This is a genomic window from Amycolatopsis sp. NPDC059027 (assembly GCF_042739735.1).
Classification (GTDB): Bacteria; Actinomycetota; Actinomycetes; order Mycobacteriales; family Pseudonocardiaceae; genus Amycolatopsis.
Genome location: NZ_JBHYIK010000007.1, coordinates 1 through 21,282, shown reverse-complemented (window position 1 = coordinate 21,282; position 21,282 = coordinate 1). Strand labels below are relative to the sequence as shown.

Here is a 21,282-nt window from a genome sequence, read left to right as displayed (position 1 = left end):
TTTCCTCGCGTGACATGCGAGGAAAGTCCCCTTCAGCGCGTCGCATCGGACGAAAGTCCGCTTCAGCACCTCACCACGTATGGTGACCGGCATGAAGATCGCGATCCTCGACGATTACCAGAACGTGGCGCTGAACTACGGCGACTGGGACTCCCTGAACGCCGACATCCACGTGTTCACCGAACCGTTCGCGGGCGCCGACGAGGTCGTCGAGCGGCTCGCCGGGTTCGAGGTGGTCGTCGCGATGCGCGAGCGCACCCGGTTCCCCGCCGAAGTCCTCGACCGGTTGCCCGGCCTGAAACTGCTGGTGAGCACCGGCGTGCGCAACGCCGCCATCGACGTGCCCGCCGCCCGGCGCAACGGCGTCGTCGTCTCGGCCACCGGCTACTCCGGGCTGTCGACGGCCGAGCACACCTGGGCGCTCATCCTCGCCGCGGCCCGCAACCTGCCCGCCGAATTCCGCTCGATGCGCGAAGGCGGCTGGCAGCGCACGGTCGGGATCACCCTGCACGGCCGGACGCTCGGCCTGCTCGGGCTGGGCAGGCTCGGCTCCGGCGCGGCGCGGATCGGCCAGGCGTTCGGGATGGAAACCATTGCCTGGAGCCAGAATCTGACTCCCGAGAAGGCGGCGGAACACGGTGTCACGGCGGTGTCGAAGGAGGAGCTGTTCGCCCGTTCCGACGTCCTGTCGATCCACCTGGTGCTCAGCCGGCGCAGCCGGGGGCTCGTCGGCGCGGCCGAACTCGCGGCGATGAAGCCCTCCGCGTTGCTGGTGAACACCTCCCGCGGTCCCATCGTGGACGAGGCCGCGCTGGTGGATGCCCTGCGGCGTAAGGAAATCGCCGCGGCCGCGCTCGACGTCTACGACATCGAACCGCTGCCGTCCGACCATCCACTGAGGACACTCGACAACGCGATCCTGACCCCGCACCTCGGCTACGTCGCGCACGAGGTCTACGAGGTCTTCTACGGCGACGCGGTCGAGGACATCGCGGCCTACCAGGCGGGCAACCCCATCCGCGTCATGGAGTGAGCCGGGCTCGCGAGCTGCTAGAACGGCTGGGCGTCGGGGGCGCAGATCGCGCCCTCGGCGGGCACCTTCAGCTCACCGAGGTACCGCGCCACGGCGTCCCACGCGCATTTGCTGGGCACGTCCAGCGACGTGTGCCCGGCGCCGTCCACCACCAGCACGTGCCCGTCGCCGAGTTCGGCCGCGGTCGCCCGCGCGTTGCTCAACGGCGTCGCGGGGTCGAACCGGTTGTTGACCACCAGGATCGGGTTCTTCCGCTGCCGGTTCCACGGCCCGGTGTAGCGGTCCGCGTCGTGGCCGGGCCAGCCGATGCACTGCGTCAGCGAGAACACCGCGGCGAGCCCGAAATACGGTTGCCGCGCTTGCTCGCTCGCGGCCAGCTTGTCGTAGTCGGCCGGGCTCTGCGGGTTGTCGCTGTCGACGCACTGCACCGCAAGGAACCCGCCGTTGTGCACCGGGACATACGGATCCAGCACCGGTGGCCGCGTGTCCGCCGCGCCGGCCGAGGATGCGGCGAGGGAGTTCAGCGTCTGTCCCAACGACTTCCAGCGCGGCGAGAGGTACAACGCGCTGTCGATCGTCTGCAGCAGCGAAGCCAGGGTCACGCCGCCGACCGGTCCCTGGCTCAGCTTCGCGAAGATGCCGGCGAACTTCCGCCGTTGATCTCCTTGCGAGAACGCGCATTTCGGCCCGGCGGCGGCGCACACGGCGAAGAAGTGCTCGAGTTCTTCCTGCTGGGCCGAGGCGACATCCGCGCGGACGTCGACCGGGGCGTGCTCCTGCCCCGGCTTCCCGGTCGCGTTGGCGACCAGGTCGAGCGTGCCGTCGAGCACCATCGAACGCACCGAGCCAGGGAACAGGTTCGCATACGTGCCACCGAGATACGTGCCGTAGGAGTAGCCGTAGTAGTTCAGCTCCCTGTCCCCGGCGGCCTGGCGCAGCAGGTCCAGGTCGCGCGCCACGTTCGCCGTCGAAAGGTGGTCGAGCAGCTCGCCCGACCCGGCCGCGCACGCCTTGCCGACGGCTGCGCTCGCGGCGTAGAAGGCGTCGTGCTGGTCCGGGCGCAGCGGCGAACCTTCGGCCTTCGGCTCGTCCGCGCCGGGACAGCTGACCGGCGCCGAACCGCCGATGCCGCGCGGGTCGAAGCTCACCAGGTCGTAATGGGCACGCACTTCGTCGGGATAGTGCGGCCCGAATCGGGTCAGCTCGCCGACGCCGTCCGTGCCCGGTCCGCCGAAGTTCACGAACAGCGTTCCGGCCCGGTGCGCGGGATCCTTCGCCGGGAGCTTGATCACCGACAGCGTGATCGTCTTTCCCCGCGGTTCGCGGTAGCTCAGCGGCACCGGGGCGCTCGCGCACTGGAACGCGCCGTGACACGGTGTCCAGCGCAGTTCGGGGACAGCCGCGCCGTTGGTGCCCAGCGGCGGGGTCACCGCCTCGGCCCGATCGGCGGCCTGCCCAGGCCGGGGCTGGGGCTGGGGCTGGGGTTCGGGCGACGCCGGGGCGCAGGCCGTCAGTGTCAGCAGCAGGACGGCGGCGAGCGCGCCGCGCCGGGGCCGCATCAGCCGCGCAGCTCCGCCAGCACCGCGTCGGTGTAAGGCGGCCACACCTCGGCCGCCCACGGGCCGAAGGCGCGGTCGGTGAGCGCGACACACGCCGCGCGGGCTTCCGGGTCGACCCACAGGAACGTCCCGGACTGTCCGAAGTGGCCGAACGTCGCGGGCGAACTCGACGATCCCGTCCAGTGTGGACTCTTGTGGTCGCGGATCTCGAAGCCGAGGCCCCAGTCGTTCGGCTTCTGGTGCCCGAAACCGGGCAGCACACCGGAAAGCCCGGGGAACACGACGTTCGTCGCCTCGCGCACCGTGCCCGCGTCGATCAGCTTCGGCGCCTGGAGCTCGGCCGCAAAGGCGACCAGGTCGTCCACAGTGGACACGGCGCCGGACGCGGGGGAGCCGTCGAGCCGGGTGGTGGACATGCCGAGCGGGCCGAGCAGCGCCTCGGCCTGGTACTGCGCGAACGGGATGCCCGAGTGCTCGGTCAGCGCGTCGGCGAGCTGCTCGAACCCGGCGTTGGAGTAGAGCCTCCTGGTGCCGGGCGCGGCCATCGCCTTGTGCGCGTCGAAGGCGAGCCCGGAGGTGTGCGCGAGCAGATGCCGCACGGTCGAGCCTTCGGGCCCGGCCGGAGTGTCCAGCTCGAACACGCCCTCTTCGACGGCGATCAGCGCGGTGTAGGCGGTCAGCGGCTTGGTGACCGACGCGAGCCGGAACGGGTGCCGGGTGTCCCCGTGGGTCCCGAGCACGGCGCCGTCCGCGCCCACCACCGCCGTCGCGGCGGTTTCGACCGGCCATTCGTCGCTCAGGCGCACGCTGTCCATGGCGCCAGCGTATGGGAACCGCCTCAGGCCGTGCCGCCGGGGGACTTCGCCGCCGCGGTGGCTTTCAGGCCGGCGATCAGCACGTCCAGCGCCCGCTCGAAGTCCTTGTCCGGGTCGAGCCGCGGCAAGGTGCCCAGGAACCTGCTGAAGTGCGGGAACTCGCCCGCGTCGACGGCGGAGAACGGCGCCAGCTGCTCCGGCCCCGGCAGTTCGTTGCCGAACCCCGAGGTGACCAGGAGCAGTGAGCCGAACACCAGGCCGTTGACCGCGGCCGTCATCCGGCGGAGCTCGTCGCCGCCGAAACCGGCCTCGGCGAGCGCGCCGAGCAGTTCTTCGATGGGGAGCAAGGCGATACGGGAGGTCGGGTTCGCCTGGTCGGACGCCATCGCCAGCGGTACGACGGGATGGCGCCGGTAGGTCCGGTACATGCCCAGCGCCAGCGACCGCACACGTTCGGCCCACGGCAGGGCGGGGTCGGCCCTCGGGATGCCGGCCATCACCCGCTCCGTGATGCCGTCGAGGATGTCGGCCTTGTTCGAGACGTGGTTGTACAGCGCCATGGCCTCGACGCCGAGCGTCTTGGCGAGCTTGCGCATGGTCAGCCCGTCCAGGCCTTCGCTGTCGGCGAGCGCCAATGCCGCGTCCAGGACTTTCTCCCTGTTGAGCGGCTCTCGTCGGGCCACGGGCGGTCTCCTCGGTCGATGTGTTCCTTGACAGCGCCGAGTCTAGTCCGGAGTATTTACGTTGTAAATTTACAGCGTAAATACCGGGAGTGGATCATGACGGATGTGATCGTGGCCGGGGGCGGTCCGGTGGGGCTGCTGCTGGCGAGCGAGCTGAAGCTGGCCGGGGCCGACCCGCTGGTGCTGGAGTCCGCACCGGACGGCGCCGCGCGCCGCGCCCGCAGTCTCGGGCTGCGTGGCGTCAACGGGCGCACCACGCAGTCGCTGGCGATGCGCGACCTGCTCGGGCCGCTGGCCGAGGCGCAGGAGGCGGTGTTCGCCGCCATGGGCGAGCTGCCGGGTGGCCGCGACGCGCCCGAGGTGTTGCTGCGGCTGGTCCGCGAGGGCAGGGCGAGGGGGCACTTCGGCGGGCTGCCGCTGCTCAAGGAGGCGGGCGAAGGTGGCGGGGCCACGCCGAACTATCTGATGAAACAGCACGCGCTGGAACAGATCCTCGCCGATCGGGCCCGCGAGCTGGGGGTGCGGATCGAACATGGCTGGACCGTCGCCGACGTCGTCGACGATGGCGAGTCGGTGACCGTCGTCGCCGACGACGGCCGGACCGAGCGCGCGGCGTACCTGGTCGGCTGCGACGGCGGTCGCAGCGTGGTACGCCGGAAGACCGGGATCGAGTTCCCCGGGACCGACGCGACGATGACCGGCCGGACCGTGGTGGCGGAACTGGCCGACCCCGATTCGCTCACCTCGTCCGTGCGTGCGCCCGGCGGCCTCGTCAACCTGTCGATGGTCCGGGGCGAGATCGCCACGATCGAATTCGACGGGGGACCGGCGGACCGCGACGCGCTGTTCACCGCCGAAGAACTGATCGGCAGCCTCCGCCGGGTCACCGGACGGGACATCGCCGTGAAGCGCGTGGAAGCCGGGATCCGCTACAGCGACAACACCCGGCAGGCGGCGACGTACCGCAAGGGGCGCGTGCTGCTGGCCGGGGACGCCGCGCATGTCCACTCGCCGATCGGCGGGCAGGGGCTGAACCTCGGGATGCAGGACGCGATGAACCTCGGCTGGAAGCTCGGCCTCGTCGTCCGCGGGATCGCGCCCGAGTCCCTTTTGGACACTTACCACGCGGAGCGGCATCCGGTGGGGGCGCGGGTTCTGCGGAACACCCGCGCGCAGGTGGCGTTGATGCGTCCGGGGCCCCAGATCGAGGCACTGCGCGAGGTGATGAGCGAGACGCTGGCGATCCCGGTGGTGCGGGACAAGTTCATCGCGATGGTGAACGGCGTGGACATCGACTACGCGCCGGACGCGCATCCGCGGGTGGGCCGGTTCCTGCCGGGGCCGGTGCCCGAGGTTCGCGACGGCAAGGCGTTGCTGCTGTCCGACGACGACGAAATCCTTGCCACCGCAAGGGGATTTGACGACCGGGTCCGGGTGACCGGCGCGCATCCGGACGTCGCGGGACTGCTCGTCCGCCCGGACGGCTACGTCGCCTGGGCGACGTCGGAGGCGGGTACGGACGGGCTGGCGGAAGCCCTGTCCACGTGGTTCGGCGCCCCGGCCGCCGTGCCGGTGGCGGGCTGAGGGGGAGAGCCCGGGGGCGGGGGGGGGGCCCGCGGGCCCCCCCCCCCCCCCCCCCCGCACGGCTCGCACAGCTACCCCTGGAGCGGCCTACGCGTCGAGGTCGGTCGCGACCAGTTCGGCGACCGCGTCGACGGCGGCCTGAGCGCCTTCACCTTCGGCGCTGATGACGACCTCGTCGCCGTACCCGGCGGCGAGCGTCATCAGGTTGAGCACGCTGCCGGCGGCCACCGGGTCACCGCCGTCCTTGGCGATCCGCACCGCGACGGGTTGTGCGGCGGCCGCCTTGGCGACCAGCGCGGCGGGCCTGGCGTGCAGGCCGACCTTGCTCGCCACGGTGACACGTTTCTCCGGCATGTTCGTCCTCTTTCGTCTTTCTCTGTGTTGCGGTCCGAGTCTACTTCGCGGCGGTCTTCTCGAGGTCGGACTCGATCGAGTCGTCCTCACGGCCCGGGGTACGCAGGTTCCACTTGGTGATGACCCAGCGGAACACGACGTAGTAGATGACCGCGAACACGAGGCCGATCGGGATCAGCAGCCACGCCTTGTGCGCGGTGTCCAAAGAGGAGTTGAGCGCGAAGTCGATCGCCCCGGCGGAGAAAGAGAAACCGAGCTTGATCCCCAGCGCGTTCACCAGCGCCAGCGAGATGCCGGTCATCACCGCGTGGAACACGTACAGCGGCCACGCGACGAACATGAACGAGAACTCGATCGGTTCGGTGACACCGGTGACGAACGCGGTCAGCGCGGCCGCGATCATCACACTGCCGACGACCTTGCGCTGGCTCGGCTTGGCGGACTGCATGATCGCCAGCGCGGCCGCGGGCAGCGCGAACATGAAGATCGGGAAGAACCCGGTCATGAACGAGCCGGACCCCTGGACGTGGTGGAAGAAGTTGTTCAGGTCGCCACCGCCGAAGACGAACCACACCGGCACGTTCAGCAGCTGGTGCAGGCCGACCGGGATGAGCAGCCGGTTCAGCAGGCCGTAGACGCCGCCACCGACGACCGGGGAGCCGACCACCGCCTGGCCGACGTTGTGGATGCCCTGGTCGATGTACTTGAACAGCAGGCCGAAAATCACGCCGAGGATGATCATCGTGAGCGCGGTGATGATCGGCACGAACCGGCGCCCGCCGAAGAACGCCAGCCAGGCGGGCAGCTTGATGCGGTGGTAGCGCTGCCACAGGATCGCCGACACCAGGCCGACGACGACGCCGCCCAGCACGCTGTAGGGCCAGTGGATCGGCTGCAGTTCCCAGCCGCTGTCCGCCTTGTAGCCCTCCAGTTCCTTGATCGGCGCGAAGACCTGCACGACGCTGTTGAACACGACGAAGCCGACGACGGCGGCGACACCGGTCGAGCCGTCACCCTTGCGGGCGAAACCGACCGCGATGCCGACGGCGAACAGCAGCGGCAGCCAGTTGAACAGGCTGCTGCCCGCCGCGCCGATGACGCCGGCGACCTTGTTCCAGCCCAGCCCGTCCTTGCCGAGCAGGTCGTCCTGGCCGAAGCGGTTGAGCAGACCTGCGGCGGGCAGAGTGGCGATGGGGAGCATCAGGCTGCGGCCGAAGCGCTGCAGGCCGGCGAGCCCTCCTCCGCCCTTCTTCTTCGCCCCCTCCGCGGTGGTGGCGCTCATCGATTACCTCCATGGGGTTGATGGCCGGAATCCGGGGCGTTCCGGTCCAACTGCATAGTCACCTGGTAGTGGTCTCCCCGGTACCAGGAAGTCATGTCCTCCACGGGTTCCCCGTTCGCGCTGGAGACCCTGCGGAAGACGAGAAGCGGACTGCCGGCGCGGATGTTGAGCAACCGTGCGGTTTCGCGGTCCGCGGATTCGGCCCAGACCGTCTGCCACGCGTGGTCGGGGCGGGCGCCGTACGCGTCGGCGAGTTGCGCGTAGAGCGAACGGCTCAGATCGAGGTCGAGCAGGCCGGGCGTGCGGCCCGCGTGGTACCAGCCGCGCTCCACCGCGAGCGGGACGCCGTCGGCGCGGCGCAGCCGGACCAGGTGATGCGCGGGTACGCCGTCGGCGAGGCCGAGTGCCTGCGCGGAGGTGGCGGGCGGGACCTCGGTGGAGGTCGCCACCACCTCGGTGGCCGGGGTCAGCCCGCGGCGGAGCATGTCGTCGGTGAACGACATCAGGTAGACCTGCAGCTCCATCCGGCGGGCCGCGGTGAAGGTGCCCTTGCCGCGGACGCGGGCGAGCAACCCCTCTTCGACCAGCTTGCCGATCGCCGAGCGCACGGTCAGCCGCGAGACGCCGTAGCGCTGGGCGAGGTCCCGCTCGGACGGGATCGGCGCGCCGGGCGGCAGTTCCCGCTCGACCGTCCGGCGCAGTATTTCCCGCAGCTGGGCGTGTTTCGGGGTCGGTCCATTGACGACCCGATCGGGTGGCGGGACGGGCGCGGCCGCGCTCATATTCGTCACCCTCCTCGTCGAAGGCCACTGGGGCCGGTGCTCGCATCCGGGCCGGAAGATTGGTACGTTCCGGTCTAGACCAATGTCTGATGGGGCAGGATGCTCCGCCGCACGAGCGGGTGTCAACCACCGTTATGCGTTCGTGGCCAGCGGTGGGGTGCATGCCGACGAACGGCGTAGTACAGCTGGATCGTCAGCTTCGCCCCAGGTGGAAAACCAACAGGGAACAAGGAGACCGCGATGGCGGATGACAGGCCGGAAAAGATTCTCGCGGCACTCGGCGGTGCGGACAACCTGACCGAAATCGAGGGATGCATCACCCGGCTGCGGTGTGAGGTCGAAGACATGAGCGTCGTCGACGAGGCCGCGCTCAAGGCCGCGGGCGCGATGGGCGTCGTGAAGATGGGCTCGACGGCTCTTCAGGTGATCGTCGGGCCGGAGGCCGACAACATCGCCAGCGACATCGAGGACCTGCTGTGAGCCTCGACGTCCTGAGCCCGGTCGCCGGGCGCGCGGTGGCCATGACCGAGGTCCCCGATCCGGTGTTCGCGCAGGCCATGGTGGGCCCGGGCATCGCCGTCCGGCCCGCGGAGGGTCCCGCCGACGCGGTCGCGCCGATCGACGGCACCATCATGACGCTGCACCCGCACGCGTTCGTGGTGGCGGGCGAGGACGGCCGCGCGGTGCTGGTCCACCTCGGCATCGACACGGTGAAGGAGAAGGGCGAGGGCTTCACCCTGCACGTCGTCAAGGGTGAGCAGGTGCGCGCCGGTCAGCCGATCGTCGGCTGGAACCCCACCGCGGTGGCCGAGGCCGGGTACTCCGCGATCGTACCCGTGGTGGCGCTCGACGCGCAGGCCGAGGCGCTCTCGGGACTGGCGGAGGGCAGCGAGGTGACCGCGGGCGACCGGGTTTTCACCTGGGGTGCCTGAAAGATCTCGAATGCCCTTTGTGGACAGTTCGACTGTCCACAAAGGGCATTCGGCGTTTTCCGGCTATCCGGTGACGATCTGCCCGTTGTCGACCCTGACCTTGACCGGCGGCAGCGGCTGCTTCGCGGGCCCGTTCTTGACCGCGCCGGTGAGCGCGTCGAACACCGACCCGTGACACGGGCACTTCAGCTCGGCGCCCTGCGGGGCCACGGTGCAGCCCTGGTGCGTGCAGATCGCGCTGAACGCCGCCGCGGTGTTCTCCGCGGTCCTGGCCACGACGATGTCCGAGCCGTCGGGCCCCTTGGCGGCCTTGGCCTCGCCCACCGGGACGTCGGCGAGCGCCACCAGCGGCTGACCGGGCGCCGGTGCGGGCTGGGCGTTCTTCGTGCCCGCCGTGGCGGCGTTGCCCGACGTGCCGCAGGAGGACAGGGCGACGGCGCCGACGGCGGCGCCCGCCACGGCCGCGCCGGCGGTGAGGACGGAACGGCGGGAATGCGGTTCGGCAGTCATACCCCTGGACACGGGCGCCGCGCCCGTCCGGTTCACCGCCGGGTGCTGAAGGACGCTTTCAGTGCGTTGGCCGTGCTGAAGGACGCCGTGAGGGCCATAACCGCCCCGCATGGGGGGGTAAGTGGCCCCCCCGCGCGCCGCGCCCGGCCGGTCCACCGCGGGGGGCTGACGCCGGTTGTCTGGGGGTGGGCCGTGCTGCCGTCCCCCTTCAGCGCACTCACCGCACCGAAGGCGTCCTTCAGGGCCCCCGACGCTGGGCCGGACGGGTGAACAAAGGGCGGGAACGGTACGAGCGGTCCAGTCGTGCCGTCCGGGGTTTGCGCTGGTGAGGTGCCCAGGGGCAGCGTGGATCAGGTGTACTGCGGACTGCTTCTTCTCCTGTTCGCGGTCGCCGGAGCGGCCACGGCCCCGGCGACCGCCGCCCTGCTGCGCCGGGCGGACGCGCCGATCGCCGTGCCGCCCGCTGCCGGGCTCGTGGCGCTGGGGCTCGGCGTCGTCTGCTGGCGCTGGCAGTCCGGCGGCTGGCCGGGCTGGTGGCTCCCGGTGCCCTGCCTGCTGACCGTCCTCGCCGTCCCGCTGGCGTTGGCGGATCTGCGTCATCTGCGGCTGCCGGACGTCCTCACCCTGCCCGCGTATCCCGCCTTCGCGGCCGCGTTCGCCACGGCCGCGGCGACGGGCGGCGGCCCGGCGCTGGCGGGCCGCGCACTGGCCGGGGCGGCGGTCTTCGGGGGCGCGCACGCGCTGATCCACCTGTGCGCGCCCGGCTCGCTCGGCGCGGGCGACGTGAAGCTGTCGGGGGTCCTCGGAGCCGTGCTCGCCGCGGTCGGCTGGCCCGCCGTGCTGCTCGGCGCGGTGGCCGCGGCGCTGCTCAGTGTGGCGCTCGCGATGTGCCGCGGGAGCACGCGCGGGCAGGCGCCCGGGGTCCCGCACGGCCCCGGCCTGCTCGCGGCGGCCTGGCTGTGCGCGGTCCTGCCCTCGGCCGGAGCGGAGGTGGTGCCCGGCTGACCGTGCGCGGTGGCCCCGCGCGGGAGGGGAGTCCTTGCGCGCCCGGTCGTGGCGGCGTGACAGGATCTGTCAGGTGTTGCGCTGGATCACCGCGGGTGAATCACACGGACCCGCACTCGCCGCCGTGCTCGAAGGCATGGTCGCCGGTGTGGGCGTCACGACCACGGACGTGACCGAGCAGCTGGCCCGTCGCCGGCTCGGCTTCGGGCGCAGTCCCCGCATGGGCTTCGAGACCGACCACATCGAGTTCCTCGGCGGCGTGCGCCACGGGCTCACCCAGGGCGGCCCGATCGCGGTCCACATCGAGAACGCCGAATGGCCCAAGTGGGAAAAGGTCATGGCGGCCGACCCGGTGGACCCCGAGGAGCTGGCCGGGCTCGCCCGCAACGAGCCGCTCACCCGGCCCCGGCCGGGGCACGCCGATCTGCCCGGCATGCAGAAGTACGGCTTCAGCGAGGCCAGGCCGGTGCTGGAGCGGGCGAGCGCGCGGGAGACGGCGTCGCGCACGGCGCTGGGCACGGTGGCGCGCAACTACCTGCGCCAGCTGCTCGGCATCGAGATCCTGAGCCACGTGGTGTCCATCGGCGGCGCCGACGCTCCCGAAGGCCCGCTGCCCACCGCGGCGGACCTGCCCGCCATCGACGAGAGCCCGGTGCGTGCCTTCGGCTCCCAGGGCACCGAGGCGATGGTCGCCGAGGTCGACGCGGTGCGGAAGGCGGGTGACACCGTCGGCGGCGTGATCGAGGTGATCGCCTACGACCTGCCGCCGGGCCTCGGCTCCCACGTGCACTGGGACCGCAGGCTCGACGCCCGGCTCGCGGGCGCGCTGATGGGCGTGCAGGCGATGAAGGGGGTCGAGGTCGGCGACGGCTTCACCACGGCGCGTCGCTGGGGGAGCCAGGCCCACGACGAGATCGACCGCGGTTCCGGCCCGGTCGGGGTCACCCGGCGGTCCAACCGCGCGGGCGGGCTCGAGGGCGGCATCACCAACGGCGAGCCGCTGCGCGTCCGCGTGGCCATGAAGCCGATCTCGACCGTCCCGAAAGCACTGTCCACTGTGGACGTCACGACCGGGGAGCCCGCCGTCGCGATCCACCAGCGGTCCGACGTCTGCGCGGTCCCGCGCGCCGGGGTCGTGCTGGAGTCGGTGGTCGCGCTCGTCCTCGCCGACGCCGCGCTGGAGAAGTTCGGCGGCGACTCGCTCGAGGAGAGCAAGCGCAACGCGCAGGCCTACCTGAAGGCGCTCGAGGAGCGCTGGTGACCCCCCGCGCGGTGGTCGTCGGACCGCCGGGCTCGGGCAAGAGCACGGTCGGCCCGCTGCTGGCCGCCCGGCTCGGCGTCGCCTTCCGCGACACCGACGACGACATCGTCGCCCGCGCCGGGCGCGCGATCTCGGACATCTTCGCGGAGGACGGCGAACCCGCCTTCCGCGCGCTGGAGGAAGAGGCTGTCGCGACGGCGCTCGCCGAGCACGACGGCGTACTCTCCCTCGGCGGGGGAGCGCCGATCACTCCCGGCACCCGGGCCCGGCTGGCCGCGCACACCGTCGTCTTCCTCAACGTCGGGATGGCGGCGGGGATCCAGCGCACCGGACTGTCCACCGCGCGCCCGCTGCTCGCCGGGGTCAACCCGCGGGCGACCTACAAGGCACTGCTCGACGCCCGGCTCCCGGTGTACCGCGAAGTGGCCACGATCGAGGTCGACACCGACGAGCGCACCCCGGACGAACTGGTGGACCTGCTCGTGGCCCGCATCGAGGGGCTCGCCGCCGAGCAGCGGCCCAACTGACGAAGGAGCACGATGTCCGACCCGGTCCGTATCCCGGTCGCCACCGCGAAGCCGTACGACGTCCTGGTGGGCCGCGGTCTGCTCGACGAGCTCACCGCGCAGCTGACGGACGCGTCCAAGGTCGCGCTGATCCACCCGCCGACGCTGACCACGACGGCCGAAACCGTCCGCGAGGAGCTGATCGAGGCCGGGATCGACGCCCACCGCGTCGAGATCCCCGACGCGGAGGACGGCAAGGCGCTCACCGTGGCGAGCTTCTGCTGGGAGGTGCTCGGCCGCATCGGGCTCGACCGCCGCGGTGTCGTGGTCGGTCTCGGCGGCGGCGCGGTCACCGATCTCGCCGGGTTCGTCGCGGGCACCTGGATGCGCGGGGTGCGCCTGGTCAACGTGCCGACCACGCTGCTGGGCATGGTCGACGCCGCGGTCGGCGGCAAGACCGGCATCAACACCGAGGCGGGCAAGAACCTCGTCGGTGTGTTCCACGAGCCGAGCGCGGTGCTGGTCGACCTGGCCACGCTGGAGACGCTGCCGCCGAACGAGCTCGTCGCCGGGATGGCCGAGGTCGTCAAGACCGGGTTCATCGCGGACCCGAAGATCCTCGAACTCGTCGAGGCCGACCCGGCCGCCGCGGTCGACACGACCGGCGAGGTGCTGGCCGAGCTGGTCCGCCGCTCCATCCAGGTCAAGGCCGACGTCGTGGCCGCGGATCTGCGCGAGTCGGATCTGCGCGAGATCCTCAACTACGGCCACACCCTCGGCCACGCCATCGAGCGCCGCGAGCGCTACCGCTGGCGGCACGGCGCGGCGGTGAGTGTCGGCCTCGTGTTCGCCGCCGAACTGGCCCGCCTCGCCGGGCGGCTCGACGACGCGACGGCCGAGCGGCACGCCTCCGTGCTGCGCCTGCTCGGGCTGCCCACCACCTACGACCCGACAGCGCTGCCGCAGCTTCTGGAAACCATGAAGGGCGACAAGAAGACCCGCTCCGGTGTCCTGCGCTTCGTCGTCCTCGACGGGCTCGCCAAGCCGGGCAGGCTGGAGGGTCCCGACCCGGCGCTGCTGGCCGCCGCGTACTCGGCGGTCGCGGCCGGGGAGCAGAACAGCGGGAGCGTGCTGCTGTGAAGGTCTTCGTCTTCAACGGCCCCAACCTCGGGCGGCTCGGCAAGCGGGAACCCGGCGTCTACGGCGCCACCACCCACGACGAGCTCATCGCGCTGTGCGTCGACACCGGCGCGGAGCTGGGCCTCGACGTCGACGTCCGGCAGACCGACCACGAGGGCGAGCTGGTCGGCTGGCTGCACGAGGCCGCCGACGGCGGCAACCCGGTCGTCCTCAACGCCGGGGCCTGGACGCACTACTCGATCGCGGTCCGCGACGCGGCGGCCCAGCTCACGGCGCCGCTGATCGAACTGCACATCTCGAACGTCCACAAACGCGAGCAGTTCCGGCACCACAGCGTGCTTTCGGACGTCGCCACCGGTGTCATCGCCGGTCTTGGCGTCGACGGCTACCGGCTCGCGCTGCGCTGGCTCGCCGACAACGCGCGGTGAGTGTCCCCGAACTCACCACCCCGCGGCTGCGGCTGCGTGCGCTGACCGAAGCCGACACCGTCGCCGCTGCCCGGATCTTCGCCGACCCGGAGATGAGCCGGTTCCTCGGGAACGACCTGAGCGATCCGGCGCACTTCCACGCCATGATGGACCGCCGCCTGTCCTACGACGGACCGGCCGGGCAGGGCCACTGGGCGATCGACCACGACGGCGAGTTCATCGGCATCGCCCATCTGAGCCCGTCGCGGCGGCTGCCGGACGGCGTCGCCGAGGTCGGGTACTACATCGCCCCCGGGCACAGCGGACAGGGCCTGGCGACCGAGGCCGTGCGGGCGCTGCTCGGCCACGGGCTCGCCACGCTCGGCCTGCCCGCGGTGTGGGCGCTCGTGCGCGAAGACCACGCCGCCAGCCGGAAAGTGTTGCGGCGTCTCGGCTTTCTCGACATGGGAGGCGACGAGTACCACGGCGCCGCGCACCGCGTGCTGGTCGCGCTGCCCACCGCGCACGGCCGTCCGCACCACGTCGAGCTGTGGGTGCCCGACCTCGCCCGCGCGGAACGTAGCTGGGGCTGGCTGCTGACCGCGCTCGGCTGGCGCGAATACCAACGCTGGTCCGCCGGAGTCAGCTGGCGGCTCGGGCCGAGCTACCTCGTGGTGGAGAAATCCCCGGCGCTGAGCGGCGGGACGCACGAGCGGACGCGACCGGGGCTGAACCACCTCGCGCTGCACGTGGCCACCCGGACCCAGGTGGACGCGCTCGCCGCCGAGTCGGCGGACCACGGCTGGCGGCCACTGTTCGCCGACCGCTATCCCCACGCGGGCGGCGAGGAGCACTACGCCGCGTACCTGGAGGACGAGGACGGCTTCGAGGTCGAACTGGTCGCGATCGAGTGACCCACTGGCGGGGGTCACTCGACAAGGTGAGACCTCGCTACACTCGGCGATCGTGCGCCCGATTCGTCGTGGGGGCAGGCGAGTCGCCCGCGCCTTTTCCGCAGCCGTCTGCGGCTGTCTCGTGCTCGCCGGTTGCAGCGACGGCTACGCGCAGTCCCAAGTGGACAGACCGGTGGCGCAGACGGCGCCGAGCCAGGCGAAGGTGGCCGACGTCCGCCTGGCGACCGGCACTCCTCGCCAGAGCGGTGGCGTCGTCGCCGCGGGCGGCGAGGACGCGGTCTACAACTACGTCCCGTCGGTGATGCTCGACGGCGGGCGGACCCGGATGTGGTGGTGCAGCCAGTACGGCAGCGCGCCGCCGCCCGGCGACGACATCCTCTACGCCGAGGGTCCGTCGGCCGACGGACCCTTCACCGGTCCGGACGGCGGTGCCCCGGCCGCCGTGCTGTCGGGCGCGCCGGGCGGGTTCGACGGGATGCACACCTGCGACCCGTCGGTGCTGCGGATCGGCACGACCTACTTCCTGTACTACACCGGCGCCGCGGGTGACCACGCGCTCGGCAACGCCGTCGGCCTCGCGACCAGCCAGGACGGGGTGCACTGGACGCGGGCGGCGGGCGGGCGGCCCATCCTGGGGCCGTCGCACGACGTGCACCGCGACAACGTCTACGGCGCGGGCCAGCCCTCGGTGGTGTTCCTCGACGGCTGGTACTACCTGATGTTCACCGACACCACCGGCAAGGCGGCGGGCTGGAACGGGGCGGGCCAGTTCCTCGTCCGGTCGCACGATCCGGCGTTCTCCGCCGGGGTCGAGGCGCTCGGGCCGAAGGGCTTCGGCCCGGTGCCGTCCACCACCGCGCCGCGGGAGCGGTCGATCGTGGACGGGTTCAGCGCCGACCTGATGTGGTCGGGGGCGCTCGACGCGTTCGTGATCGCCCACGAGACCGCCGAAGGCACCACCCTCACGTTCTGGACCAGGGACTTCACCGAGCAGCCCTATCGCCCGCTCGTCATCGGCGGGGACTGGAAGGAGGGCCCCGGCCTCGTCCGCCGCCCGGACGGGCACGCCCCGCTCGACCTCGCCGGGCCCTGCGACCGGGTGCCGCTCGACGTCGTGCGCGCGACCGGACTCGACGCCACGGGCGCGCCGACCGGGCTCCGGCACTTCGGGCTCGACGCGCTGGGCGTCAAGGGCTGCGCCACCCCCGAGCGGACCGCGACCACCTTCGACGGGCTGGCGATGCCCTCGCCGGAGCGGACCATGGACCTCGTGCGCGGCGGGAAACTCGTCCGCGTCGACCGGCGGGCCGTGGCCGTCGCGCTGGCCGGGCAGGTGGCCGATCACCCGGTCGCGCCCGCCGCGCGGTTCCCGCTGGCCGCGCGGCTGCGGGCCGAGGCGACGGTCGTGCAGGCGGAGGGACGCCCGCTCGGCGTCCTGCTGGACCGGGACACCCTGTGGGGCCTGCCGGACACCGGGATCGTGGCGGCCAACGACTCCGCGGTCGTCCGGATCCCGCCCGCGCGGTGGGACGGCTATCCGCGGGCTTCCTCGCTCGGCGGCTGAGCGGCCCGCCTGCCGGGCGACGCGTGCCCGATCCGCGCGCCGACGAACAGCCCCAGCCCGGCCGGGACCAGCACGAGCAGCGCGGAGAAGGCGGCACCGCCGGTGAGCGCCGCGCCCAGCTCGGACGTGCCGGTCTGATCGACGAACACCGCCCGCCCGATCACGTAGAGCACCCCGGCCAGCGGCCCGGTGATCAGCGCCGCGACGAACCAGTTCCGGCCGCGGTCGGGGCGGTCGAGCCACGCGTCCACGGCGCTCCACAGCGCGGCGGCGCCGACCAGCAGCGCGAGCGCGATCGAGATCGGGAACGCCTGGTCGGTCGGGTGGTACACCGAGTACTTGGCGAGCACCGTGACGGCGGCGCCGTGCACCAGCGCCATCACCAACCCGCGAGTCAACCAGCCAGGCATCTTCGCAGTGTAGGCGCCGCGTGTGGGTATCGCGTGTGGGCCGCCGGGTACCCCGGCCGCGGGGGGAACACCACCAAAGGAGGGGGACGGGACCACTAGGCTGGCGGCGTGGTTGAAACCCATTCACGCCGACGCGCGGCGCTGCGCAGCCTGCTCTCCGAGGCCGGGGTCGACGCACTCCTCGTCACCGACCTCACCAACATCCGCTACCTGACCGGGTTCACCGGATCGAACGCCGCCCTGCTCGTCCACGCCGGGGGCGAACAGCACACCGTCTTCTGCACCGACGGCCGCTACGACACCCAGTCCGCGGCCGAGGTGCCGGATCTCGAGCGGGTGCTGGAGCGCGCCAGCGCGGCGGCGCTCGCCACCCGCGCGGCCGCCGCCCCGGGGACCTACGGCCGGACCGGGTTCGAAAGCCAGCACGTCAGCGTCGAACAGCACGAGTCGCTGAAGGCCGGTTTCGCCGCGGTCGAGCTGATCCGCACCCCCGGCCTGGTCGAACAGCTGCGGCTGATCAAGGACGACGCCGAGATCGCCGCGCTGCGCGAGGCCTGCGCCGCGGCCGACCGCGCGCTGGCCGATCTGCTCGCCGCCGGGGGACTGCGGCCCGGCCGCACCGAGCGCGAGGTGGCCAGGGACCTGGAGAACCGGATGCTGGAGCACGGCTCGTCGGAGCCCTCGTTCCGGTCGATCGTGGCCACCGGCGCGAACTCGGCCATCCCGCACCACCAGTACGGCGACACCGTGCTGGCCACCGGCGACTTCGTGAAACTGGACTTCGGCGCCACCGTCGACGGCTACCACTCCGACATGACCCGCACGTTCGTGCTCGGTGAGCCCGCGGACTGGCAGCGGGAGGTCTACGACCTGGTACGCCGCGCGCAGGCGGCGGGGACCGCGGCCGTGCGGCCCGGCGCCGTACTGTCCGAAGTGGACGCCGCGGCGCGGTCGGTGATCGCCGGCGCGGGGCACGGCGACGACTTCGGGCACGGTCTCGGGCACGGCGTCGGCCTGCACGTCCACGAGGCGCCGAGCCTCGCTACCACGGGCGTCGGTACACTGTCCGCCGGTATGGCGGTCACCGTCGAGCCCGGCGTCTACCTCGCCGGCCGGGGTGGCGTCCGCATCGAGGACACGCTCGTCGTGCGAGACGGCGAGCCGGAGCTCCTCACCCAGAGCACGAAGGACCTCGTGGAGCTCTAGCGACCGCGGGGAAACACCGATACAGGAGACTGCAAGCTCGTGGCCACCACCAACGACCTGAAGAACGGGCTCGTCCTCAACCTCGAGGGCCAGCTGTGGACCGTCACCGCGTTCCAGCACGTGAAGCCGGGCAAGGGCGGCGCGTTCGTCCGCACCACGCTCAAGCACGTGCTGACCGGCAAGGTCGTCGACAAGACGTTCAACGCGGGCACCAAGGTGGACACCGCGACCGTCGACCGCCGGAACATGACCTACCTCTACAAGGACGGCGCCGACTTCGTCTTCATGGACGGCGACACCTACGACCAGATCACCGTGCTGGCCGAGGTCGTCGGGGACAACGCGAACTACCTGCTGGAGAACACCGAGGTCCAGGTCGCGGTGCACGAGGGCAACCCGCTCTACATCGAGCTGCCGACCTCGGTCGAGCTGATCGTGCAGCACACCGACCCCGGCCTGCAGGGCGACCGTTCGACCGGCGGCACCAAGCCGGCCACCCTGGAGACGGGCGCGGAGATCCAGGTCCCGCTGTTCCTGACCACCGGTGAGAAGATCAAGGTCGACACCCGTGACGGCCGCTATCTGGGCCGCGTCTCCAGCTGATGGACGGGACGCCGAAACCGAAACCGAAGCGCGGCGGGCCGATCAGCCGCCGCCAGGCCCGGCAGCGGGCCGTGGAAATGCTGTACGAAGCCGGGCAGCGGGAGACCGACGCCGTCACGCTGCTGTCCGAGCGGGTCGGCGCGGTCGAGGTCGACCCGATCGGGGACTACACGATCGAACTGGTCGAAGGGGTCACCGGGCGGCGCGAGCAGATCGACGAGCTGCTCGCGGAGCACTCGCACGGCTGGACGCTGGAGCGGATGCCGCCGGTGGACCTCGCGGTGCTGCGGGTCGGGATCTACGAGATGCTCTGGTCGGCGGACGTGCCCGACGCGGTCGCCATCGACGAGGCCGTCGGCCTCGCGAAGTCGCTTTCCACCGACGACTCGCCCCGGTTCGTCAACGGGGTCCTCGGCCGCATCGGCACCATCGCCGACCGCCTCCGCGCGGTGCTCTGAAGTCACACGTGCTTGAGCGTTTTCGGTTCCCCACAACCGAAAACGCTCAAGCAGAGCCCGATCAGTCCTCCTTCGAGGGACGGGCCTCGGGCGGGAGAACGCCCCAGTCGATGAGCTGCTCGGTGAGCTCGCCGGGGGTCATGTCGTAGATGATCGCCAGCGACCGCAGGTCCTCGGTGCGGATCGACAGCACCTTGCCGTTGTAGTCGCCGCGCTGGCTCTGGATGGTGGCCGCGTAGCGGGCGAGCGGGCCCACCTTCTCGGCGGGCAGCTGCTGGAGCCGCTCCAGGTTGATGACGATCTTGGTGGCGGGCTCGGCACCCGAGGGGACCCGGCCCTCCGGCAGCAGTTCGACCACCGGCACGCCGTAGAAGTCGGCCAGCTCGGCCAGCTTCTGGACGGTGACGGCTCGATCGCCACGCTCGTACGAGCCGACGACGACGGCCTTCCAGCGGCCGCCGGACTTCTGCTCGACCCCGTGCAGGGACAGGCCCTGTTGCTGGCGGATACCGCGGAGCTTGGCCCCGAGCGCCTTGGCGTAATCGCCCATCTGGTGGTTCTCCGTTTCTTCACCCCCTGCTCGGCCGGGATGACCGGTCCAGGGGACTTCTCGAGTCGAATACTCAGAGTAATGGTTACGCATAGTTGTCACCAGGTCAAGCAGAAGGTTGTCCGACCTGGTGGCGGAGTGCGGGACACCACCCGTAAGGCTGAGCGGGTCCTCCTGCTACTGTCGGTGCGATTTCCTCGCCAAGCAGGAGATCGACGTCCTTTAAGGACCCGTCCAGCGAGGCGGGGAAGGAGTCCGCTGTGTCGTCACGTCCGCGTGGCGCGGCGGGACCGGCCGGGGAGCGCGAGCTCCTGTCGGCCGGCGATGTCGCGCGCACCATCGCCCGGATGGCCCATCAGGTCATCGAGAAGACCGCGCTCGGTTCCGGGCACGAGGGAACCACTCCGCCGCCGGTGTTGCTCGGCATTCCCACCCGGGGGACGCCGCTGGCCACCAGGCTGGCCGAGCGCGTGGCCGAGTTCTCCGGAGTCCGCCCGCCGACGGGCGCCCTCGACGTCACCCTCTACCGCGACGATCTGCGCCGCCGCCCCCCGCGCGCGCTGGAGCAGACGCAGCTGCCGCCGGCGGGCATCGACGACCGGGTGGTGATCCTGGTCGACGACGTGCTGTTCTCCGGCCGCACCATCCGCGCCGCCCTCGACGCGCTGCGCGATCACGGCCGCCCGCGCGCGGTCCAGCTGGCGGTGCTGGTCGACCGCGGCCATCGCGAGCTGCCCATCCGGGCCGACTACGTGGGCAAGAACGTGCCCACCGCCCGCACCGAGGGTGTGTCCGTGCTGCTGTCCGAAACGGACGGCAGGGACGCGGTCCTGCTCCGCCCCGCTGAAGCATCAGGAGAGGCTCAGTGAAACACCTGCTCGCCACCGACGGACTGGACGCGGCGCAGGCCACCGCGATCCTGGACACCGCCGACGAGCTGAAGCACACACTGCTCGGCCGCGAGGTCCGCAAGCTGCCGACGTTGCGCGGCCGCACCGTCGTCACGCTGTTCTACGAGAACTCGACCCGCACCCGGGTGTCGTTCGAGATCGCCGGGAAGTGGATGAGCGCGGACGTGATCAACGTCTCGGCGTCCAGCTCCTCGGTGAACAAGGGCGAATCGCTGCGCGACACCGCGCTCACCCTCGCCGCCGCGGGCGCCGACTGCGTGATCATCCGCCACCCCGCCTCCGGTGCCGCGCAGCGGCTGTCCGGCTGGCTGGCCGAGGCGGGCACCGCGGTCGTCAACGCCGGGGACGGCACGCACGAGCACCCGACGCAGGCCCTGCTCGACGCCGCCACCCTGCGCGAACGCCTCGGCTCGCTGAACGGCCGCCGGATCGCGATCGTCGGCGACGTGCTGCACAGCCGGGTCGCGCGCTCGAACATCCACCTGCTCTCGACGCTGGGCGCCGAGGTGGTTTTGGTGGCCCCGCCGACGCTGCTGCCCTACGGCGTGGAGAGCTTGCCGGTCACCGTCTCGCACGATCTGGACGCCGAGCTGCCCGCGGTCGACGCGGTGATGATGCTGCGGGTCCAGGCCGAACGCATGCACGGCGGGTTTTTCCCTTCGGCGAGGGAGTACTCGATCGCCTACGGCCTCAGTGAAAGGCGGCTCGGCCTGTTGCCGGAGCACGCGATCGTGCTGCACCCCGGGCCGATGCTGCGCGGGATGGAGATCGCCTCGGTGGTCGCCGACTCCCCGGCCTCGGTCATCACCGAAC

At 71.7% G+C, this 21,282-nt stretch carries 25 protein-coding genes; 16 read left to right on the top strand and 9 right to left on the bottom strand.

Annotated features, from left to right (window positions below; all coding sequences use genetic code 11):
• The first annotated feature begins 91 nt into the window (after positions 1-91).
• Positions 92-1,033 carry a D-2-hydroxyacid dehydrogenase family protein gene (locus ACFWY9_RS06805; RefSeq protein WP_378328508.1) on the top strand — a complete coding sequence of 314 codons (942 nt, stop codon included), beginning with the start codon at positions 92-94 and terminating at the stop codon, positions 1,031-1,033.
• Between the two features lie 17 nt (positions 1,034-1,050).
• On the opposite strand, the gene ACFWY9_RS06800 is transcribed toward ACFWY9_RS06805, so the two are convergent.
• From ACFWY9_RS06800 to ACFWY9_RS06790, 3 genes are read right to left on the bottom strand one after another with little or no spacing between them, the layout of a single operon-like run.
• Positions 1,051-2,592, bottom strand: a complete 1,542-nt coding sequence (locus ACFWY9_RS06800) for an alpha/beta hydrolase (RefSeq protein WP_378338354.1) — start codon at positions 2,590-2,592, stop codon at positions 1,051-1,053.
• A complete protein-coding gene (locus ACFWY9_RS06795; protein WP_378338353.1) occupies positions 2,592-3,407 on the bottom strand; it encodes a serine hydrolase domain-containing protein in 816 nt (271 codons plus the stop codon). Before ACFWY9_RS06795 ends, ACFWY9_RS06800 begins: the two co-directional genes overlap by 1 nt.
• Before the next feature lie 23 nt (positions 3,408-3,430).
• Complete coding sequence (locus ACFWY9_RS06790) at positions 3,431-4,090, bottom strand: TetR/AcrR family transcriptional regulator (protein ID WP_378328505.1); 660 nt, start codon at positions 4,088-4,090, stop codon at positions 3,431-3,433.
• Between the two features lie 96 nt (positions 4,091-4,186).
• Between ACFWY9_RS06790 and ACFWY9_RS06785 the strand changes: the two genes are divergently transcribed.
• Positions 4,187-5,674, top strand: coding sequence for an FAD-dependent monooxygenase (locus ACFWY9_RS06785; RefSeq protein WP_378338352.1), 1,488 nt, complete (start codon positions 4,187-4,189; stop codon positions 5,672-5,674).
• 87 nt (positions 5,675-5,761) lie between these two features.
• Here the strand turns inward: ACFWY9_RS06785 and ACFWY9_RS06780 are convergent, their stop codons facing one another.
• The 3 genes from ACFWY9_RS06780 to ACFWY9_RS06770 are packed head-to-tail and all read right to left on the bottom strand — an operon-like array spanning position 5,762 to position 8,092.
• On the bottom strand, positions 5,762-6,028 hold the full coding sequence (locus ACFWY9_RS06780; RefSeq protein ID WP_378328503.1) for an HPr family phosphocarrier protein: 267 nt from the start codon (positions 6,026-6,028) through the stop codon (positions 5,762-5,764).
• Positions 6,029-6,068: 40 nt separating this feature from the next.
• A complete protein-coding gene (locus ACFWY9_RS06775; protein ID WP_378328502.1) occupies positions 6,069-7,310 on the bottom strand; it encodes a PTS transporter subunit EIIC in 1,242 nt (413 codons plus the stop codon).
• Entirely contained in the window at positions 7,307-8,092 is a 786-nt protein-coding gene (locus ACFWY9_RS06770) for a GntR family transcriptional regulator (RefSeq protein ID WP_378328501.1), read from the bottom strand. Before ACFWY9_RS06770 ends, ACFWY9_RS06775 begins: the two co-directional genes overlap by 4 nt.
• Positions 8,093-8,281: 189 nt before the next feature.
• Between ACFWY9_RS06770 and ACFWY9_RS06765 the strand changes: the two genes are divergently transcribed.
• Together ACFWY9_RS06765 and ACFWY9_RS06760 are read left to right on the top strand one after the other, a co-directional pair.
• Positions 8,282-8,572, top strand: coding sequence for a glucose PTS transporter subunit EIIB (locus ACFWY9_RS06765; RefSeq protein WP_378328568.1), 291 nt, complete (start codon positions 8,282-8,284; stop codon positions 8,570-8,572).
• Positions 8,569-9,024 (top strand): PTS glucose transporter subunit IIA, encoded by a 456-nt coding sequence (locus ACFWY9_RS06760; RefSeq protein ID WP_378338351.1) that lies wholly within the window; start codon positions 8,569-8,571, stop codon positions 9,022-9,024. Before ACFWY9_RS06765 ends, ACFWY9_RS06760 begins: the two co-directional genes overlap by 4 nt.
• Before the next feature lie 63 nt (positions 9,025-9,087).
• Here ACFWY9_RS06760 and ACFWY9_RS06755 read toward each other — a convergent pair whose 3' ends face one another.
• Positions 9,088-9,534 carry a Rieske (2Fe-2S) protein gene (locus ACFWY9_RS06755; protein WP_378328499.1) on the bottom strand — a complete coding sequence of 149 codons (447 nt, stop codon included), beginning with the start codon at positions 9,532-9,534 and terminating at the stop codon, positions 9,088-9,090.
• 345 nt (positions 9,535-9,879) lie between these two features.
• On the opposite strand from ACFWY9_RS06755, the gene ACFWY9_RS06750 reads away from it, so the two are divergent.
• The 7 genes from ACFWY9_RS06750 to ACFWY9_RS06720 all read left to right on the top strand — a co-directional run bounded on the left by ACFWY9_RS06750 (position 9,880) and on the right by ACFWY9_RS06720 (position 16,331).
• The gene (locus tag ACFWY9_RS06750) at positions 9,880-10,539 is read left to right on the top strand and encodes a prepilin peptidase (RefSeq protein ID WP_378338350.1); all 660 of its coding nucleotides are present in this window, start codon (positions 9,880-9,882) and stop codon (positions 10,537-10,539) included.
• Positions 10,540-10,612: 73 nt separating this feature from the next.
• The gene (gene aroC, locus ACFWY9_RS06745) at positions 10,613-11,800 is read left to right on the top strand and encodes a chorismate synthase (protein ID WP_378328497.1); all 1,188 of its coding nucleotides are present in this window, start codon (positions 10,613-10,615) and stop codon (positions 11,798-11,800) included.
• Complete coding sequence (locus ACFWY9_RS06740; RefSeq protein ID WP_378328496.1) at positions 11,797-12,327, top strand: shikimate kinase; 531 nt, start codon at positions 11,797-11,799, stop codon at positions 12,325-12,327. The genes aroC and ACFWY9_RS06740 overlap by 4 nt, the downstream gene beginning before the upstream one ends.
• A gap of 12 nt (positions 12,328-12,339) precedes the next feature.
• Positions 12,340-13,446, top strand: a complete 1,107-nt coding sequence (aroB, locus tag ACFWY9_RS06735) for a 3-dehydroquinate synthase (protein ID WP_378328495.1) — start codon at positions 12,340-12,342, stop codon at positions 13,444-13,446.
• The gene (gene aroQ, locus ACFWY9_RS06730) at positions 13,443-13,874 is read left to right on the top strand and encodes a type II 3-dehydroquinate dehydratase (RefSeq protein ID WP_378328494.1); all 432 of its coding nucleotides are present in this window, start codon (positions 13,443-13,445) and stop codon (positions 13,872-13,874) included. The genes aroB and aroQ overlap by 4 nt, the downstream gene beginning before the upstream one ends.
• A complete protein-coding gene (locus ACFWY9_RS06725; protein WP_378338349.1) occupies positions 13,871-14,767 on the top strand; it encodes a GNAT family N-acetyltransferase in 897 nt (298 codons plus the stop codon). The genes aroQ and ACFWY9_RS06725 overlap by 4 nt, the downstream gene beginning before the upstream one ends.
• Positions 14,768-14,828: 61 nt before the next feature.
• Positions 14,829-16,331 carry a beta-xylosidase gene (locus ACFWY9_RS06720; protein ID WP_378338422.1) on the top strand — a complete coding sequence of 501 codons (1,503 nt, stop codon included), beginning with the start codon at positions 14,829-14,831 and terminating at the stop codon, positions 16,329-16,331.
• Here ACFWY9_RS06720 and ACFWY9_RS06715 read toward each other — a convergent pair.
• Entirely contained in the window at positions 16,301-16,711 is a 411-nt protein-coding gene (locus ACFWY9_RS06715) for a hypothetical protein (RefSeq protein WP_378328566.1), read from the bottom strand. The two genes, ACFWY9_RS06720 and ACFWY9_RS06715, sit on opposite strands and share 31 nt — an antisense overlap.
• 138 nt (positions 16,712-16,849) lie before the next feature.
• Here ACFWY9_RS06715 and ACFWY9_RS06710 point away from each other — a divergent pair, with 138 nt between their 5' ends.
• The 3 genes from ACFWY9_RS06710 to nusB are packed head-to-tail and all read left to right on the top strand — an operon-like array spanning position 16,850 to position 19,008.
• Positions 16,850-17,947: a M24 family metallopeptidase gene (locus tag ACFWY9_RS06710; protein ID WP_378338348.1), complete on the top strand. Its 1,098-nt coding sequence runs from the start codon at positions 16,850-16,852 to the stop codon at positions 17,945-17,947.
• A gap of 39 nt (positions 17,948-17,986) precedes the next feature.
• The gene (gene efp, locus ACFWY9_RS06705; RefSeq protein WP_378328491.1) at positions 17,987-18,550 is read left to right on the top strand and encodes an elongation factor P; all 564 of its coding nucleotides are present in this window, start codon (positions 17,987-17,989) and stop codon (positions 18,548-18,550) included.
• Positions 18,550-19,008, top strand: coding sequence for a transcription antitermination factor NusB (gene nusB, locus ACFWY9_RS06700; protein WP_378328490.1), 459 nt, complete (start codon positions 18,550-18,552; stop codon positions 19,006-19,008). The genes efp and nusB overlap by 1 nt, the downstream gene beginning before the upstream one ends.
• A gap of 61 nt (positions 19,009-19,069) precedes the next feature.
• On the opposite strand, the gene ACFWY9_RS06695 is transcribed toward nusB, so the two are convergent.
• Entirely contained in the window at positions 19,070-19,558 is a 489-nt protein-coding gene (locus ACFWY9_RS06695; protein ID WP_003096372.1) for a transcriptional regulator, read from the bottom strand.
• 260 nt (positions 19,559-19,818) lie between these two features.
• On the opposite strand from ACFWY9_RS06695, the gene pyrR reads away from it, so the two are divergent.
• Both pyrR and ACFWY9_RS06685 read left to right on the top strand, forming a co-directional pair.
• Positions 19,819-20,427, top strand: coding sequence for a bifunctional pyr operon transcriptional regulator/uracil phosphoribosyltransferase PyrR (pyrR, locus tag ACFWY9_RS06690; RefSeq protein WP_378328489.1), 609 nt, complete (start codon positions 19,819-19,821; stop codon positions 20,425-20,427).
• A partial coding sequence (locus ACFWY9_RS06685; RefSeq protein WP_378338347.1) for an aspartate carbamoyltransferase catalytic subunit occupies positions 20,424-21,282 on the top strand: 859 nt, incomplete at its 3' end. The genes pyrR and ACFWY9_RS06685, both read left to right, overlap by 4 nt.

Excerpts from the sequence above, each read along its gene's own strand:
- ACFWY9_RS06805 (WP_378328508.1), top strand. The coding sequence starts at position 92 with ATGAAGATCGCGATCCTCGACGATTACCAGAACGTGGCGCTGAACTAC.
- ACFWY9_RS06800 (WP_378338354.1), bottom strand. The coding sequence starts at position 2,592 with ATGCGGCCCCGGCGCGGCGCGCTCGCCGCCGTCCTGCTGCTGACACTG.
- ACFWY9_RS06795 (WP_378338353.1), bottom strand. The coding sequence starts at position 3,407 with ATGGACAGCGTGCGCCTGAGCGACGAATGGCCGGTCGAAACCGCCGCG.
- ACFWY9_RS06785 (WP_378338352.1), top strand. The coding sequence starts at position 4,187 with ATGACGGATGTGATCGTGGCCGGGGGCGGTCCGGTGGGGCTGCTGCTG.
- ACFWY9_RS06780 (WP_378328503.1), bottom strand. The coding sequence starts at position 6,028 with ATGCCGGAGAAACGTGTCACCGTGGCGAGCAAGGTCGGCCTGCACGCC.
- ACFWY9_RS06775 (WP_378328502.1), bottom strand. The coding sequence starts at position 7,310 with ATGAGCGCCACCACCGCGGAGGGGGCGAAGAAGAAGGGCGGAGGAGGG.
- ACFWY9_RS06770 (WP_378328501.1), bottom strand. The coding sequence starts at position 8,092 with ATGAGCGCGGCCGCGCCCGTCCCGCCACCCGATCGGGTCGTCAATGGA.
- ACFWY9_RS06755 (WP_378328499.1), bottom strand. The coding sequence starts at position 9,534 with ATGACTGCCGAACCGCATTCCCGCCGTTCCGTCCTCACCGCCGGCGCG.
- aroB (WP_378328495.1), top strand. The coding sequence starts at position 12,340 with ATGTCCGACCCGGTCCGTATCCCGGTCGCCACCGCGAAGCCGTACGAC.
- ACFWY9_RS06715 (WP_378328566.1), bottom strand. The coding sequence starts at position 16,711 with ATGGCGCTGGTGCACGGCGCCGCCGTCACGGTGCTCGCCAAGTACTCG.
- nusB (WP_378328490.1), top strand. The coding sequence starts at position 18,550 with ATGGACGGGACGCCGAAACCGAAACCGAAGCGCGGCGGGCCGATCAGC.
- ACFWY9_RS06695 (WP_003096372.1), bottom strand. The coding sequence starts at position 19,558 with ATGGGCGATTACGCCAAGGCGCTCGGGGCCAAGCTCCGCGGTATCCGC.